Here is a 15,928-nt window from a genome sequence, read left to right on the forward strand (position 1 = left end):
TACCATACCACTATTCACTATACTAGGTTTATCTTTCCACGCTTAAAATTTTAAAAATCGTGTCTTGACAAAGGGGTCCACCTTATAGGGCGGGGCATCGAAGACGGCTTCCTCGCCACTTATAAGGTCCACCGCGTCCGCACCACGGTGGATAAAACTGGTTTGCACCTGCAAGACGCCATCGAGCAAGGAGCCGAGGTTTTTATTCCCGCAGAAGTTGAGCCACGCGAGTTTTATACTACCCCCCAGTTCGAACGCGAGATTACCCTTCCGGACCGTACCCGCGCCATGGTCCAGCACCTGGCCAAACTCATGCGCCGTTTCGGTCCTATGGATAAAACCATGGTTTTTTGCGTGGACACCGAGCATGCCCGGCTGGTGGCGCGCCTCCTGCAGGATGAATTTGGCCCGGAAACCGGACTAGATAACTATGCCGTACCCATTGTTTCCGAGGAAGGCGAACAGGCACGTCGTTGGCTGGAGGATTTTGCGGACTCTGACAAAAAGACACCTGTGGTTGCCACTACAGCAGAACTTCTCTCCACCGGCGTAGATATCCCCGCCTGCAAAAACATCGTTTTTATGAAGACTCTTTCTTCGCCAATTCTTTTTAAGCAAATCATTGGACGGGGCAGCCGCGTTGACCAAGCAACGGAGAAATACTGGTTCCGGATCATTGACTTTACCGGGGCTACGCGCCTCTTCGACCAATGGGACCGCCCTGCAGGGCCACCGCCGCAGCCACCTGTTGGACCATTCACCGCCACCTTGACCGGTTACGTCTTCCACGCTCAGACCGGAGAACGCATCGTCGGAGCACGGGTTGCGGTGCGCACCGGCCCCAACACCCAGCAGGGTCCGATCCTTACAGACAAAGATGGCACCTTTACCTTCAGTAATTTGCCTGTAGGCACTCTCACTTTAATTTGCAACGCGCCGGGCTTTACCCCTCGCGAACTGCGCGTTGAAACTCTCGCCGATGAAACGGTCGTCGTAGAAGTGCCGCTTAAGCCTCAAGCCAAAAGCGCTGGCAAGATCCGTGTAGAAGGGCTGGAAGTTACCATTGCCGATGAGGCGGTCTTCCTCATCGAAGAGACTGGGCAGCAGTTGACGTTGAGCGAGTACAAGGACTACACGCGGCGGCACATTACCCAAACTGCTCCCACCCTCAAGACCCTGCGGGCGATTTGGGTGGATCCACCCAGGCGCCGCGCTTTCCTGGAGGATTTGCGCCGCCAAAGCATCCACCCTGAAGTGTTAGCAGAGATCATGGATCAATCCGAAGCGGACACCTTCGATCTCCTCGCTCACCTGGCCTTTGGTGTTCCCATTCGCACGCGCAGCGAGCGGGCCAGCGCTTTTCGCAACCGGGAGCAAGCCTTCATTCAAGCCTTTGGGGAAAATGCTCGCCGGGTCATCCTCGAGCTTTTGGAAAAATACCGTGCCGGCGGCATTGAGCAATTGCAACCCGAGGTTTTCAGTGTCTCGCCCTTCCGGGAATGGGGTGGGGCCTTTACTATCAGCCGCTGGTTTGGCGGAACTGAGCGCTTGCGTTCCACCCTGCTCACGATGCAGCAGAAAATTTATCCGGAGGAAGTGGCTGTATGAGCGAGATGGTTTTCAAAAAAGTGGACTACACGCTGGGGAATTTAATCGCTTACGTCGAGCAGGGAGATATCGGGCTGCCGGAGATTCAGAGACCGTTTGTCTGGCCATACGTAAAGGTGCGCGACTTATTCGATTCGCTCTATCGCGGATATCCCATTGGCTACCTCCTTTTCTGGGAGAACGGTTTGCCGGATCATGGGCGCTCTATTTCGCTGATTACCGGACAAAAGGTCCCAAGACTTCTAGTTGTTGATGGTCAACAGCGCGTTACCTCCCTTTACGCAGTTATAAAGGGGCACGAGGTCTTAGACAAAAACGGCGAGCGGCGGCGGATAAAGATGGCCTTCAGACCGAAAGATGGCAAATTTGAAGTAACGAATGCGGCGATTGAGCGTGATCCGGAATGGATTGCGGACATTAGCCTCCTCTGGTCGCCGGAAAGCAAGCGCGTAGTGAGAGAGTTCTTCGAACGCCTGCGCCGAGAAAAAGCGATTCCCGAAGAAGAGGAAGACCGTCTGGATGCGGCAATTGACCGCTTGAAGAATTTATTACACTTTCCGTTGGTTGCTCTTGAACTCTCTTCTAATCTGGATGAGGAAAGTGTTGCGGAGATTTTTGTGCGTATCAACAGCAAAGGCACGCCTCTCAACCAGGCGAACTTCATTTTGACGCTGATGTCGGTATTTTGGGAGGATGGCCGGAAAGCGCTCGAAAGATTTTGTGAGCAAGCTCGTAAGGTGGAGTCTGATGGCAGGCCATCTCCCTATAACCCTTTGTTCCAGCCTGCTCCTGATCGCTTGCTTCGGGTAGGCATTGCCTTAGGCTTTAGGCGTGCAAGACTTTCGGATGCATATACCATTTTACGCGGCAAGGACCTCCAGACCCGCGAGTTTTCCCCAGAGAAACGCGATGAACAATTCCAGATTTTACAGCAAGCGCAAGATTTTACCCTGGATCTGACCAACTGGCATGAGTTCATTAAATTGGTCCGCCAGGCGGGTTATCGAAGGAAAGACCTAATTTCTTCCGAATATGCCTTGCTTTACACTTATGCTTTGTACCTTATAGGCAAACGTGATTTTCAGGTACCTCTTCCTGATCTGCGGAACATAATCGCACAATGGTTTTTTATGGTGAGCCTTACCGGACGATACACTGATTCGCCCGAAACACGGATGGAACAAGATCTCGCTGACCTGCGTGGCCTATCTACAGCCCAAGACTTTACTACGCACTTGCGCCGGAAAATTGACAACGAGTTCACCGCGGATTTCTGGAACATTACCTTGCCAGACAAACTGGCGACCGCAGCTCCCCGCAGTCCGGCTTTCCTTGCTTACGTTGCCTCCTTAGTGCTTTTAGATGCAAAAGCTTTCTTTTCCAAGTACAAGGTTGCCGATCTCCTCGACCCATACATCAAACCGAAAAAAGCTGCTTTAGATCGCCATCACCTATTTCCTAAGGCCTATCTAGACAAATTGGGGATTCAAGATCGTCGCGAAGTAAATCAAGTTGCCAATTTGGCCATCGCGGAGTGGGCCGATAACACACTTGTTATCGGACACAAACCTCCTGCGGAATATATACCCCTGCTTAAGAAGGGATGGGAACCTGAAGAGATCAAGCAGATGTATTTCTGGCATGCCTTACCAGATGGCTGGGAAACGATGGCCTATGCCGAATTCCTCGAAGAGAGGCGGAAACGAATGGCACAGGTTATTCGTCAAGGTTTCCAAAAACTTGGGGAGGGTATAGCATGAACGGCCCGCAGACGCGCGAAGTCCTCGCCAATGAAATCTGGCGGGCGTGTGACATCCTGCGCCGCGATAACAACTGCACCGGCATCATGGAGTACGTAGAACACCTCGCGTGGCTCCTCTTCTTGCGTTTTCTGGATGCCCAGGAGGAGGAGCGGGAAGCCCAGGCCGAACTGGACGGGCGTCCTTACGTTCCGGTCCTCGACCCGGAGTACCGGTGGCGCAACTGGGCGACGAGGGACTTGCCTGCTGACGACCTCTTAGCCTTCGTGCACGGCCGCCTCATCCCTTACCTCCGGAGCCTGGGTGGCGACTCCTTACGCGAGACCATTAGGAGCCTTTTTGCCGAGCGCAACGTTATTGTCTGCGCTTCGGGCTACAACTTCAAGGATGTTATCCAGATCGTGAACGAGATCAACTTCCACAGCCAAGACGACATCTTCACCGTTTCCCAGGTGTACGAGGACCTCTTGCGCCGCCTGGGGAATGAAAACCGCCTCGCGGGAGAGTTTTACACCCCCCGCCCCGTGGTGCGGTTCGTTGTCGAGCTGGTGGATCCCCAGATAGGGGAGACGGTCTACGACCCGGCCTGCGGGACTTGCGGCTTCCTGGTTGAGGCCTACCTCCGAATGAAGAAGAAGGAACGAACTATAGAGGACCACCTCACCTTGCAGGAACGCACCTTTTTCGGGCAGGAGAAAAAGCCCGTTCCGGCGTTCCTGGGAATGGTAAACATGGTCCTGCACGGAGTGGCTGTGCCGCGGGTTACGCGCAAGAATACCCTCGAGGAAAACGTTCGGAACATCTTCGAACGCTTCGACGTGGTGGTAACCAATCCGCCTTTCGGGGGAACGGAGGGGCGGCACATCCAGCAGAACTTTCCCGTCCAGTCCAATGCCACGGAGCTGCTCTTCCTCCAGCACATCATGAAGAAGCTCAAGCCCCAGGACGGTGCCCGCTGCGGTATGGTCGTGCCCGAGGGGACGCTCTTTCGCGGCGGGGCTTTTGCCGAGGTGAAACGGGATCTCCTGGAGCAGTTCAATTTACATACCATCGTGAGCCTGCCACCAGGCACCTTTGCCCCTTATTCGGATGTGAAGACTGCACTCATCTTCTTCGAGCGGCCGGGCCCGACGAAGGAGATCTGGTACTACGAGTTACCCCTGCCCGAGGGTTTAAAGAAGTTCAGCAAAGGTAGCCCTATCCAGGACGAGCACTTTGATGAGGCACGGCAGCTGTGGCGGGCCTGGGACGCCTACCGCAAGGGTTTGGGCCCCCGCGAGGCTTGCCTATCTGAGCGTTCGTGGATTGTGCCAGTAGAGGAGATTAAGCAGCGTGGCTATGACCTCACCGCCCGTAACCCGAACCGCCCAGAAGGGGAGGAGTTGCCGTCACCAATGGAGATTGTGGCAAGGCTTTTGGAGAAGGAGCGCGAGATTTTAGGCATTGTGGAAGAACTGAATGAACTGTTGAGCAACGACCGGAATGGAGGGGAGTGCCGTGTCTGACGGCCCTTACGAGCTACCCGAAGGCTGGCGGTGGGTGAGGCTGGGGGAGGTTGCTACTCAGATTCGATCTGGGTTCGCCCATCGTAAAAGAGACGTTACCGGGGGTGACCTACTTCACCTAAGGCCATACAATATCGGTACGGACGGAACATTGGATCTTACGCAAAAGTTCTTTATTCCTATGGATTCTATCCGTGAAGAAGATGTACTTTTAGAGCCAAGTGATGTGCTTTTCAATAATACCAATAGCGTTGAGCTTGTTGGGAAAACTGCTTTAGTGACTCAGCCTATGAAGGCTGCTTTTTCTAACCACATCACGCTTATTCGTACAAGGCGCGAAATTTGCGCTGGAGAGTGGCTTGCTCTTGTTATGAGGGTTTTATGGCAAAGGGGTTTTTTCGCCCAGAAATGTAATAAATGGATTGGGCAGGCGGGATACAATACAAAGATGCTTGAAGAAACACTCATCCCCCTCCCGCCCCTTGACGAGCAGCAGCGCATCGTAGCAAAAGTGGAAGCCCTGATGGCGCGGGTGCGGGAGGCGCGCCGACTGCGAACTGAAGCCCAAAAAGACGCCGAGCGCCTCATGCAGGCAGCTCTGGCCGAAGTTTTCCCCCGTCCTGGGTCGGCTCTTCCGCATGGCTGGCGGTGGGTAAGGCTGGGGGAGGTGTGTCTTCCTACCGAAAGGCGGGATCCTACCAAGAACCCTTCAACCTGCTTTGTATACGTTGACATTTCTGCTATAGACAATACCATAGGTAAAATAACGCTGCCGAAAGTGATTTTAGGGCAGGATGCACCTAGCCGAGCACGTAAGGTAATCCGAACCGGTGACGTAATTTTTGCTACCACCCGTCCTTATCTCAAAAACATCGCTCTAGTATCCTTTGATTTGGACGGACAAATTTGTTCGACGGGCTTCTGCGTAATCCGTGCAAATCGGGAATTTGCTGAACCAGAGTTTTTGTTTCACTTGTGCCGCTCTGATTTCGTAACTGACCAGCTTACCGCTGGTAAAATGCGCGGAGCTAGTTACCCGGCGGTAACCGATAATGATGTTTACAATACCCTTATCCCCCTCCCGCCCCTTGACGAACAGCGCCGGATCGTGGCCTATCTAGCCCAAGTTCAAAAGCAGGTAACGATGCTTAAGCGTGTCCAAGCTAAAACCGAGGCCGAATTTCAGCGCCTAAAGCAGGCGATTTTGGACAAAGCATTCAGAGGAGAGTTGTAATAATCGTCTATGGGTAATCTACCACTAGCCCCTTCTGTTAACCTATGAGCTTCTGGACAGAAAGTACATTAACAAATTTCAGGAGCCAAAATACCGAACTATGCCCTACTGTTCCGACACTACTGCAAGTTTACCTGGTGCGAAAAAAGGGTGAGTAAACTTGCGTAGCAACATAACCCGGCTAAAGTTCACCAGCCTAGCCGCCACCCTGCTGGCCTTTGCCCTGGCGTTGCTCTCGGGCTGCGCGTCGGGAGCGCCACCCCAAGCCGCACCGGACAAGGGGCAGGCGGCCCAGGAGCAGCTCGCCGTTCAGTCCCCCGCCCAGACGCAGCAACCGTCACCAACATCGGCCCTAGCCGCCGTGCGTGCGATCCAGGCCACCGTCACCTCCATTTCCGACGGTGACACCGTCCACGTGAACCTCAACGGCCGGGACGAGCGGGTGCGGATGATCGGCGTCAACTGCCCGGAGATAAGCCACCCCGACCTGGGCATAAAAGAGGAGCCCTACGGCAGAGAGGCGAAGGCCTACACCGAAAGGTAGCTCACGGGAAAGAAGGTCTGGCTTGAGCTCGACGTCCAGGAGAGGGACAACTACGGCCGCCTGCTGGCCTACGTGTGGCTGGAACAGCCCTCCTCCGGTTCCGAGGAGGAAGTGCGCGCCAAGATGTTCAACGCCCGGCTCCTGCTGGACGGCTACGCCCAGGTCATGACCGTCGCCCCCAACGTGAAGTATGCCGGTATGTTCGTGAAGTTCCAGCGGGAGGCCAGGGAGCAGGGCAAGGGGCTGTGGGGAGCAGCACCCGTCCCGGCGCCGGGCGGCGGGGCCGGAAAGCAGGCCAGCGGCACCCACTACATAGGCAACGCGCGGTCGAAAATTTTCCACCTGCCCACGTGCGAGTGGGCGCAGAAGATAGCACCGCAGAACCGGGTGGAGTTCGGGAGCAGGGAGGAGGCCCTGAGCGCCGGGTACAGGCCGTGCAGGGTGTGCAGGCCATAATTGTGGTGGCATGCCCAGGCATAGAAGCCTCAAAGAATCTGAAGAGGGTTTCAGAGGTGAGGCCAGGGTGATAAAGGAATTTCGTGAAGCCTTGAAGCGATTCTTGGTGGAGATATGCGAATTTGTCCAGGAAAGAGACATTTCTTTTCCCCAAAGGCCGTCGGGAAAGTACCAGGTAGAAGTTAGAGACGGAATACCAAGTATTCAGCCTATCGGTATCAAGCCGAAGCCTGATCTCCGTGCTCTTGATACCTTGATGGTTGGTTTAAGGGCGTGGGAGAAAGAAACGTTTGGCAATATAATGGAGATAATCACGCGATCCGAAAGGCTTTCACAAGCCTTTCTGACTAGTGCTACGGGGGATTTGATTTCCGGGAACCGTACGATGGTATTTCCCAAGATCAGGCCAATTATTGAGGCCTACTTTGCGGAAACCAACAGTTTTGATTTTCAGCAGGAAACCTTCAACCGTATCTGCGATAAGGTAGAGGAGGAATTACGGCGTCTCCCCTACTGTAGCAAGATTTTGCAGTGCCCGGTGGTAGGAATCCATGTCTCCCCTAATTGTAGCGACTGTTGTCTTCAATTAGAGAGTGATCTCCAGGTAAGATCGCTTAGTTTGGAAGAAATAGAAGAGTTTCTTGAATATCCTCCTTTTCTTCCTTCTTTTTTCACTACCGTGGTAGAAATGAAAAAGGACATGGAGATATTTAAACAACAACTTTGCTTTCCAGAAAAAGACAAAAAGAGAATAGAATGTGTGGTTATCGCCTTGAGATTGCTTTTCGGGGACCGCATCTTCGTGCCGTTCCAAATTGAAAGGGGGCAAGGGATCTTAGGAAAAGTACTTCTTGGAGAGCAGCAAAGTTACTCCCTCGAGCAGCGGGTTGTCCCACCCCCTCGCTTGCTTCACATAGTGGACCAAGAAAAGTACACCGAGCTTAAAGAGTTATATCATTGCATATCGGAAACTCTTCTGGAGAGAGACCGGGCAAAGATTGCCTTCTCCGACAACCGTAGCAAACAACGAGTAGAGCTAGCATTGCGCAAATGGAGCGAAGGTTTAGACCAGGTTTCTGCCGAGTGGAAGCTCATAGCACATTGGATAGCGCTTGAGGGTCTCTTTTCGCCTTCCAGTCGACAGGAGTTATCTTTCCGGTTGGCGCTCCGTGGAGCAATATTTATGGAGGAAAAGGAAGTGTATCAGAAACTCAAGATGTCTTACGAAATGCGTTCAAGAATTGTACACGGGGACTACAGCCCGGATGACCCCCAACTTACGGAAATTGCTCTCACAACTGAAGAGATTTTGCGCCGAATACTGCGGAAGATCCTCCAGCAGCCGAGAAACTATATGCCAGATCAGCTTGAGGAAAAGCTCTTGGAGACCCTAACAAAATAGCACTTGGCTCGATGCAGCAGGTCCTCGTAAGCTGGATTAGTGCAATTGAAACATCAATAATATTAGCAGCGTGCGTTCAATTCGGAGTATCAGACCTCTAAAAAGCAAAGCATAGGCTGAGAACAAGGTGAAAGGGCGGCAATTATTTGGTGTTCCGTATCTACAAACTTCTGCTCCTCTTGTTTTCCTTCCTCATTTACTGCCTCATGCTGTATTTCTTCTCAGGCTACCGCTGAGGGAGGGCCATATGCAACAAAAGAGGGACAGAAAGATTACTATAAATGCGGAGGTTATATGACTATTAATTGGGGAATTAATCTGACTATTTTGGCGACTTATTCTTACCATATTTAGGAATTCAAAAATGACCATAAATGTGGATTTTTATATTGACGCCAAAATCATTCCCAATGTGATCATAACCCCGCGCAACGCACACAATGCCAAGCGATTTGGCTCTGGTAGTTTAGCTATGGGTTTTATAAAAGCCAATTTGTCTCGCATTTTTTCACGGAGGGTTGGTCAATCGTGAAACTTGCAACTATTTTGGGAAGCATCGGATGTTCTATCGACCTGATTGGTGCGTGGTGGATCGCCCAAAGTTTTATTACTGCTAGATCATGGCAGATAGCTGAGGGTGCAACTCAATGCTGGGGTTATAATCCTTATGTCCTTCGAGAACGCTGTCGACAGGTAGCAGAGGCAAAAGTGGGCGCGATTTTTTTGATCATCGGTTTTTTCTTCAATCTTTGTGCTTGGTACATGTCGGAGTCTCAATTTACTCTGAAAATATCCTGGTACTTTGCGTTAATTTTATTGCAGTAACACCATGTGGCATCGGAGTATTTACAGCCAAAATTCTTACATCCCGTTTGGCAGGCAAGGTTTATAAAAAAGCACATGAAAAGATATTTCGTGTCGGCGGTAATTGACAGGTAGACAAAGCAAAACTAGAAACCGAGGTGTAGTCCTAAAGTTTTCTTTATCTACGGAACCTAACGAAGGACGTCGAATTGCAACACCTTGGAAGGCTGGTAGTGATAAAATAAACAGGGACTACCGTGAAACAAAAAGGTATCAACTAAGTATTATGCATGGACTACCACTCTGGTACCGCCCTCTCCCCTCCGCGCCGCCGCGCATAGACTTCCGCCACGAAGCTGTCGGCGTCAAAGTCAGCCCAGGAACCGGCTGCCTTCTTGAACCGCCCTGCACCCCCCCTTTCGCCCTTTCATACTCTAATGTGCGGAAGAGTACTTCCCTCTCCTCCCTGCTGTGACGCCTGATTTCGTCAAGGATTTCCTCTACCGTAGCCACCGTTATCCCTCCCGCCATTAATTGCGGCACACCAGTAAGGGCTGAGGATAATTGTTTCCTTTCTTAAGCACGCGGACCTTCCCTATTAAAGTGATACCCTGGGCCTCTCAGCACAACACACCCAACAAGGAGTCTGTGGGCTTCGAGGCGTGGTAAATTTATCACATAGTAGTATGCGCAATATCTCTGGCCCGCAAGGTTGCCTAGGTTTTGGGGATTTAATTCGCAGCGCCCCTGTCACAGTCACAGGGCAGGCTTTATCTTTCTAATGCGGATGTGGTTACGGGTAATCACGGTAAAGGCACCTGTAATTTCCGCAAGGTGCTTCTCAATAGATAAAACCACCAACCTGGCCTTAACCTCTTGCGGCAGGCCGGAAAGTCTCACTAAGACAACACCCTCAGTCACGCGTTGCTGTCTGAAGACAATTTCCCCAAAGTCCTTGTCCGCTGTTATCAGTATTGCCTTCTCTTTATTGGCCAAATCCAAAAGTGTGTCGTCTAAGATACCTTGGTCCATCTCTGCCACATAGGTGACCTGGTATCCGCGCTTTCTAAGCTCAACAACAATCTCGCGGTCTACGTTCTCATCAGCCATGCACCGGATAAATTACATCAGCCCGAATAGCTTTTGCGGCGAATGCCAGAGCTGCCCGGATTCCCTCTTCAGTGAGGCGCGGGTAGGCCTGCATAATTTGTTCCACCGTCTCGCCAGCCGCAAGCTTCTCAAGAATAAGCTCTACGGGTATCCTGGACCCGGCAATCACGGGTTTCCCCATGAGGACCTTGGGATCGGATTTAATTAAACCATCTGCCACTGTACGCTTTCCCCCTTTGACAAACATCTTGCTTTGCTGGTGATAGTTAAGAAGTGCTCAACAGCCAGCTTTGAGCCGGTATTTCGGAGCAAGCCTCTGCAAATCGATTTACAATAGCCACGTTTCGCTGGTTGCGGCCTTCTATGACTGAGTCCTGATTCACTTCTGCCAATATTATATCCGGCAAAGACATATCTTTTCCAGCACTCCCAGAAAACATTTAAGTGCCGGCCCCGCTTTCCGCTCAGGAAATTCGGCAGTCTATCCCTTTAAACCGCGAGCCGCTATTGCGGCAACACGCGGGATATGACTTCCTCGGCTTCTTCCGGGGTTCCGGCGTCAAGCAAACTGTCAAAGAGCCTGTCGAGGGGTTTCGGCGTCCTTTACCTGCCGTATCTTGTCCCCACAGGCGACGCCGCCAAACCTCTTCTTCAGGTACCAGAGGACGGCTTCCTGCTTTGCCTCCATCATACCTTCTGCTCTACCTTCCGCTTTCGCGGCCGCCACCATGGAGATCCTGTCCCGGACGGCCTTTTCCACCAGCTCCTGGACGCGGCGCTCCAGCTCGGCCCTCCTGAAGACTTCCTCGACGGTCAGGTTTTTTTTGGCTGGCTGACTTTTTTCGCCGGTCAACTTTAGCTCCTCCCTTTTGTAGAACGGTCCTGGCGGGCCGGTCGTTGGCCCGTATAAACGAAGAACGGCCTGGGAAGACAGGCCGCCCACGAAAGGTCGCTCGTCCTTTTGCTCTACGCGCCAATTTCTTTCGGCAGCTCGAGCGGGACGCTCTCGGCGTACAGCACGTCCGGGCAAATGTCCGCCCCGTTGGGCCATACTACCATCCTCGATTCGGGGTCCGCCTTCACCTGCCTGAAAAACGCCGGGTCTTTCAGGGGTTCGAACACCGACCCCTTTATAAAGGGGCGGATGTCCACCACCCGGTACTCCCCGGTTTCGAATTCCAGGATCAGATGGTGGTTCCCAACGGGATACGCGCCGCGGACCTCATAGCCCATGCTCTTAATACTTTCGCCGGGCATCCGCCTACCTCTCCCCTCCGGCCAGCTCACGCTTTATCCCCTGAGCGATCCACGACCGCATGAGGGTCTGATAGGGGATGTCCTTCTTCCTCGCAATTTCTTTAGCCGTTTCAATCTGAGAAACCCGCAAGCGTAAGGTAATGCGTTTGGTCTTCTGCCGCTCAGCAGCCTTTGCCGCCAGCTCCGGGGCCAGCTCGACCTCTTCCGGCTCAAGCTGGTCCCAGTAGTCCGCCACGCTGTGGTTATCCCAGAATTCGGCCATCTCCTGTTCATTCTTGAATTCCGGCAATGTCTTTTCTCTCTTCACTGCCTCAGTGCCTCCTTTCGCGGCGGTAGAGCCGCCTTTCCTTGCGGTCCATATCACGGGCCGTCACCACGTAGACCTCACCGCCCGGCCTGACGGCGTATATTACCGTCAGCAGCCGCCCGTCGTCCGTAGGGCCAAGCGCCGTGTAAGTTCCGCCGCGGCCCCTCCGGAAAAGTGGCTCATTAAAAAACACTTCTTCGGCTTCCTCGGGTCGCACTCCATGTTTGGCAATATGACCAATATTCCATGCATCCCACTTAAAGCCCTTTATCTTTAGCACTCGCCGCACCCTCTTTTAGTATAGTCTTTCCGTCGTGCCGATGTCAATCCGCTCCTGTTTGGCCTTGTCAACTACAAAACCGGTCTGACTTCTACGGCAATTAACCCTTTGTTTCCGTGGCGGTACCTAACTTGGACCTTCTTACCTACGGCCCCGGCGAGGGCCTCACCGGCACCGTTCTTCCCGTAGACGACCACCTTCCCTTCCGCCCCTTCGCACCAGGCCCTGACGGTGCCGGGCGAGCTGCCCGGCCTGGCCTCCAGGACCGTCAATACAAAAAAAACGGCCCGGTCAGGCGACCGGGCGCACTTCCACGGCGATCAAGCCCTTATCTCCCCTCCGGTATTTGACCGTCACCTGTCTGCCGACCGCCCCGGCCAGTGCCCGGGAATTGCCGTTCTTGGCGAAGACGGCCTGCTTGCCGCCGTCCTCAGCCTGACAATAAGCCCTGACGACGCCGGGCCTGCTCTCCCGGACCTCCAGGACGTGGAATATTCCGGTTTCCAAACCGTCGTCGCCCTGGGCGGGTTGAGCCGGCTGGGCCTGCCTGTCAGGCTGGGACGCTTCTCCAGGCCCCACGCCCAGTGCCCTCGCGATTGCCGCCTCCAGGGCTGCGGTGTCCCGCCCGGCCTGGACCATGGCCGCGAGCAGGTTCGTCAAGGCGGCCAGGCCGGTCTCCGACTGGCTCAGTCTCTCGGCGAGTTTATCGAACATTTGCGGTCTCTCCTTTCATTTGCTTGTATAACGGCGGGCCCCAGCGGCCCGCCGGTTTCGCGCTCCCTGGCGAAAGCCCTCGGCGGCCTTCGCAGGAACGATGGGCGAAAGCGAGCCGTCAGGAAACCGCGGTAGGCTTGCTGCCGCCCAGCACGGCCACCTTGCCCCTGTTGCCCAGCCGCTCCCACCGGGCCAGCCTCTCTTCGGCAAAACTCAGGGCGGCCTGTAAATCAGCGATAGCTCGCCGGACGCGGGCGGCCTTTTCCGGGTCGGAAATGGCCTCCAGGTCCCAGGTCAGCTCGTCGATGTCGCACTCGATGGCCCGCACCAGGCGTTCCAGCCCGGCGCGGCTTTGTTGGCGGATTATCTCCCTCGCCTTCCACGGAGGGACAATATAGACGTCTCCGTCCGCTATCGTCCGCCCGAACCGGGAAAGCGGTTCATGGTAAATTCTGCCGACCGGGATGCGGGTCATGCGGCCTCCCCCGCTTTCGGGGAGCCGCGCACGGCCCCGCCGGCGTCCTTTCCGGCGGCCAGCCGCCCGGCCAGCCGCTCGGCCGCCCAGGCCAGAAGCCAGAGGCCGCCGAAAACGGCCGCCGTCGCAGCCGCGGCGAGCGACAGGGCCGCCAATGCGGCCGAAAGGAGCAGTAAGGCGAGCGTCCTGTCGGCCTCACTGCCGAAACCTGCCGCCTGCCGTTCCGCCCACGCCATCCTGGCCGGGGAGCCGTACCAGGCGAACCTCCAGGCGGCCGAGCAGGCCTTTCCCGCGGCCCCCCGCACGGCCGCAAAGACGGCCGCCAGCTCTTCGAACCAGGGCCGCTCCCGGCCCTGTGCTTCCACGTTTACGCTTACAGCGTTAACTCTCATCGCAAGGCGCGGGGCCGGCGCCTCTCCGGCTGGGGCAGCCCCGCGCGATCACCTCCATTCGGAGTGATGATCTGCGGGGCCGCCTCGCAGCCCCTGCGCCCTCAACGCGGCCGCCGGAAGGACCGCGCCGGGAATCCTGGTGTTTAACGGCCCAACTAAGTTTTCCCGCGCCCGGACAGGGCCAGCCAGAGGCCGAGCCGGGCCAGGGCGGCCGCCAGGGCCGCCGGCACGAGTCCGACCAGCGGCGTCATGCTCTCAGGCGCGGGCTCCCCCTGTCCCGCGCCTCCTTCGCCTCCTTCCCAGAGGAGATTTCGGGGCGCGGGCCGGGGGAAGATGGCCCGCTGTTATCGTATCGGTCAGTCAACCAAAAAGCCCGGCTCAGGGCGTTATTCCCGAAGCCGGGCTCTCTTGATTTGTTTTATCTCTCAATCAGCGTAGTCCCTGCCACCCAGCGGGTGAATCTGCGTTTGCCTGTAGACTCTCACGGCTTTTACGCCGGGAGGTACAGCCACCGGGGCGTGCTTTTTGTGGTAGAACGTCCTGGTTTCAGAGTCAAAACTGTGGTTGTCCGGAAGGTCATCCAGGTTATTTTGCCCAGCCTGCAGTTCGACGATGTAAATATCGCCCTGGCGGGCAACCCAGCGGCCATTCTCTTCGGCATGCGTGCGTGTCAAGATTCAGTAGGAGCCCCTACACAGATAGGTATAAAGAAATATAACCTAATTTAAGCAATATTTGGTAATTCCTTTGTAAGAACACGGAGTACATATTTTACCCATGGCTCACCTGATGCTGGACCATACAGTGCCGGTACACTGGCCCGTAACCATTCTTCTGGATCTTGGCCGTGTTTCCGGCCTTCGGTTCGTATGGGTTTATCTCCAACAGCCTGACGGATCGTTTCGGGTTGTGCCTGCCAGAACAGCCTGGTCGCTTCCTTCAATTCACCGTTGGCACGGGCCGCCAACAGGCGCGCGAGATGGTCGGCACCTTTATTACTCCAACGTGCTCCATGCCGTTTCATTCTCCGGGCTATGTGGTGGAATACCTGGCCTTCTATCGCTCCCAGCCTTTCGGTTGCTTTTGTCTGACAGATCCCTTCCCAGTTGTTTTTTAGATAAGGGGTCTAATCGGTACGTTGCTCTGGGAAAGTATTCTAATCCTTGTTTTATCCATGAGGCGCCGTCTCCTCCTACGTAATACTCTTCTACGGCGCTTAAGTCCCAACGCCGCCCTAATTGGGCTATTACTTCCTCCCAGAATACTTTGCCTTCTGTTACTCCGGCCACTACCTGCCGTTCTTGTAAACTTCGCCGGTTTTGTCCTACCTTTACCTTCCCTTCATATCCTACGCCTATTTTTATCGCTATTTTTCTCCGTCCTTTGCCGTTGTCACGTCCTGCTACCCATACTTCATCTGCTTCTACTCGCAATTCCCGGCTTTGCCGCCACCCTTTCGGTAATTCCCCCCGGTCAAACACCGCCTGCCGTTCTTCCTCTGCTTGCTCTAATAGCTTTTTCCCGGCTTCCTGCGCTTCATCCCATATCGTCATCGCACGTATGTCTACAGCCCCTAGCGTTAATTCCCTTAGCAATATTGCGGCCTTATGGTATGGCATTTCTGCTGCCACATGCACCGCTATTTCTGTCGTCCATGGCGATAGACGCTGCCGTGGTGCTAATCCCAGTGCTTCGTCTAAAAGATATCTGCCTTCTCCTGTCTTAAGGTCCCGGTAATATCTCCGCTTAAACATTACTTCTCCAAATGGTGTGATTATTTCCCGTGTTTTTGTGTGGATGAGCTTTAGTCGTTCTTTGTCTCTACTTTTCATTAGTTCTTCGTCTAAATAATTGCATGCTGTTAATAGCAGCTTTAGGGTTATAGTTTGCACCAATCTGTATATCCTTTTTTCTAATTCGGCAAAATCCTGGCATGTGGTTAGGATTTGATGCATTTCTTTTATTACCAGCAGGATTATTTCTACAACGTCGCGAATCTTTAACATTAGACCTCACCTTCCCTGGGCTTTTGTGTAGGGGCGGTTGCCCTGGGAGGACAACCGGTGAGGTCTTTTCTTCT

At 54.2% G+C, this 15,928-nt stretch carries 20 protein-coding genes and 1 pseudogene; 9 read left to right on the plus strand and 12 right to left on the minus strand.

The annotated features are described in order from the left end of the window. Positions 1-84: 84 nt before the first annotated feature. The 8 genes and pseudogenes from MHFGQ_RS11395 to MHFGQ_RS11435 form a co-directional block, all read left to right on the plus strand. Positions 85-1,608 (plus strand): annotated as a pseudogene (locus MHFGQ_RS11395) (type I restriction-modification enzyme R subunit C-terminal domain-containing protein); the annotation flags it as partial. Next, entirely contained in the window at positions 1,605-3,368 is a 1,764-nt protein-coding gene (locus MHFGQ_RS11400) for a GmrSD restriction endonuclease domain-containing protein (protein WP_106004845.1), read from the plus strand. The pseudogene MHFGQ_RS11395 and the gene MHFGQ_RS11400, both read left to right, overlap by 4 nt. Further along, the gene (locus tag MHFGQ_RS11405) at positions 3,365-4,873 is read left to right on the plus strand and encodes a type I restriction-modification system subunit M (protein ID WP_106004844.1); all 1,509 of its coding nucleotides are present in this window, start codon (positions 3,365-3,367) and stop codon (positions 4,871-4,873) included. The genes MHFGQ_RS11400 and MHFGQ_RS11405 overlap by 4 nt, the downstream gene beginning before the upstream one ends. After that, positions 4,851-6,107: a restriction endonuclease subunit S gene (locus MHFGQ_RS11410; protein ID WP_106004843.1), complete on the plus strand. Its 1,257-nt coding sequence runs from the start codon at positions 4,851-4,853 to the stop codon at positions 6,105-6,107. Before MHFGQ_RS11405 ends, MHFGQ_RS11410 begins: the two co-directional genes overlap by 23 nt. 361 nt (positions 6,108-6,468) lie before the next feature. After that, positions 6,469-6,651 carry a thermonuclease family protein gene (locus MHFGQ_RS11415; RefSeq protein WP_211292856.1) on the plus strand — a complete coding sequence of 61 codons (183 nt, stop codon included), beginning with the start codon at positions 6,469-6,471 and terminating at the stop codon, positions 6,649-6,651. A 72-nt stretch (positions 6,652-6,723) separates the two neighbouring features. Further along, positions 6,724-7,107 carry an Ada metal-binding domain-containing protein gene (locus MHFGQ_RS14005; RefSeq protein ID WP_425463814.1) on the plus strand — a complete coding sequence of 128 codons (384 nt, stop codon included), beginning with the start codon at positions 6,724-6,726 and terminating at the stop codon, positions 7,105-7,107. A gap of 10 nt (positions 7,108-7,117) precedes the next feature. After that, on the plus strand, positions 7,118-8,509 hold the full coding sequence (locus MHFGQ_RS11430; protein ID WP_146127124.1) for a HEPN domain-containing protein: 1,392 nt from the start codon (positions 7,118-7,120) through the stop codon (positions 8,507-8,509). 528 nt (positions 8,510-9,037) lie between these two features. After that, entirely contained in the window at positions 9,038-9,334 is a 297-nt protein-coding gene (locus tag MHFGQ_RS11435; RefSeq protein ID WP_106004841.1) for a hypothetical protein, read from the plus strand. Positions 9,335-9,586: 252 nt separating this feature from the next. Here MHFGQ_RS11435 and MHFGQ_RS11440 read toward each other — a convergent pair whose 3' ends face one another. The 11 genes from MHFGQ_RS11440 to MHFGQ_RS11490 all read right to left on the minus strand — a co-directional run bounded on the left by MHFGQ_RS11440 (position 9,587) and on the right by MHFGQ_RS11490 (position 13,848). Then, positions 9,587-9,826: a hypothetical protein gene (locus tag MHFGQ_RS11440; RefSeq protein WP_106004840.1), complete on the minus strand. Its 240-nt coding sequence runs from the start codon at positions 9,824-9,826 to the stop codon at positions 9,587-9,589. Between the two features lie 243 nt (positions 9,827-10,069). Then, a complete protein-coding gene (locus MHFGQ_RS11445) occupies positions 10,070-10,423 on the minus strand; it encodes a DUF5615 family PIN-like protein (protein ID WP_245907798.1) in 354 nt (117 codons plus the stop codon). Beyond that, the gene (locus tag MHFGQ_RS11450) at positions 10,416-10,604 is read right to left on the minus strand and encodes a DUF433 domain-containing protein (RefSeq protein WP_425463827.1); all 189 of its coding nucleotides are present in this window, start codon (positions 10,602-10,604) and stop codon (positions 10,416-10,418) included. The genes MHFGQ_RS11445 and MHFGQ_RS11450 overlap by 8 nt, the downstream gene beginning before the upstream one ends. A 390-nt stretch (positions 10,605-10,994) precedes the next feature. Beyond that, the gene (locus MHFGQ_RS11455) at positions 10,995-11,276 is read right to left on the minus strand and encodes a hypothetical protein (protein ID WP_106004837.1); all 282 of its coding nucleotides are present in this window, start codon (positions 11,274-11,276) and stop codon (positions 10,995-10,997) included. Between the two features lie 113 nt (positions 11,277-11,389). Next, positions 11,390-11,680, minus strand: coding sequence for a DUF2442 domain-containing protein (locus MHFGQ_RS11460; protein ID WP_170066189.1), 291 nt, complete (start codon positions 11,678-11,680; stop codon positions 11,390-11,392). 4 nt (positions 11,681-11,684) lie between these two features. After that, positions 11,685-11,987 carry a CopG family antitoxin gene (locus MHFGQ_RS11465; protein WP_106004836.1) on the minus strand — a complete coding sequence of 101 codons (303 nt, stop codon included), beginning with the start codon at positions 11,985-11,987 and terminating at the stop codon, positions 11,685-11,687. Positions 11,988-11,991: 4 nt separating this feature from the next. Next, positions 11,992-12,267 carry a BrnT family toxin gene (locus MHFGQ_RS11470; RefSeq protein ID WP_106004835.1) on the minus strand — a complete coding sequence of 92 codons (276 nt, stop codon included), beginning with the start codon at positions 12,265-12,267 and terminating at the stop codon, positions 11,992-11,994. A gap of 71 nt (positions 12,268-12,338) precedes the next feature. Continuing rightward, positions 12,339-12,539, minus strand: coding sequence for a hypothetical protein (locus MHFGQ_RS11475; RefSeq protein WP_106004834.1), 201 nt, complete (start codon positions 12,537-12,539; stop codon positions 12,339-12,341). A 19-nt stretch (positions 12,540-12,558) separates the two neighbouring features. Beyond that, positions 12,559-12,981 carry a hypothetical protein gene (locus tag MHFGQ_RS11480; RefSeq protein ID WP_106004833.1) on the minus strand — a complete coding sequence of 141 codons (423 nt, stop codon included), beginning with the start codon at positions 12,979-12,981 and terminating at the stop codon, positions 12,559-12,561. A gap of 118 nt (positions 12,982-13,099) precedes the next feature. Next, positions 13,100-13,456, minus strand: coding sequence for a hypothetical protein (locus MHFGQ_RS11485; protein ID WP_106004832.1), 357 nt, complete (start codon positions 13,454-13,456; stop codon positions 13,100-13,102). Beyond that, positions 13,453-13,848: a hypothetical protein gene (locus tag MHFGQ_RS11490; protein ID WP_106004831.1), complete on the minus strand. Its 396-nt coding sequence runs from the start codon at positions 13,846-13,848 to the stop codon at positions 13,453-13,455. Before MHFGQ_RS11490 ends, MHFGQ_RS11485 begins: the two co-directional genes overlap by 4 nt. Positions 13,849-14,315: 467 nt before the next feature. On the opposite strand from MHFGQ_RS11490, the gene MHFGQ_RS11495 reads away from it, so the two are divergent. Beyond that, complete coding sequence (locus tag MHFGQ_RS11495; protein ID WP_146127123.1) at positions 14,316-14,576, plus strand: hypothetical protein; 261 nt, start codon at positions 14,316-14,318, stop codon at positions 14,574-14,576. Positions 14,577-14,843: 267 nt separating this feature from the next. Here the strand turns inward: MHFGQ_RS11495 and MHFGQ_RS11500 are convergent, their stop codons facing one another. After that, a complete protein-coding gene (locus MHFGQ_RS11500; protein WP_106004829.1) occupies positions 14,844-15,854 on the minus strand; it encodes a UPF0236 family transposase-like protein in 1,011 nt (336 codons plus the stop codon). Positions 15,855-15,928 lie beyond the last annotated feature (74 nt).

The organism is Moorella humiferrea, assembly GCF_039233145.1.
Classification (GTDB): domain Bacteria; phylum Bacillota; class DSM-521; order Neomoorellales; family Neomoorellaceae; genus Neomoorella; species Neomoorella humiferrea.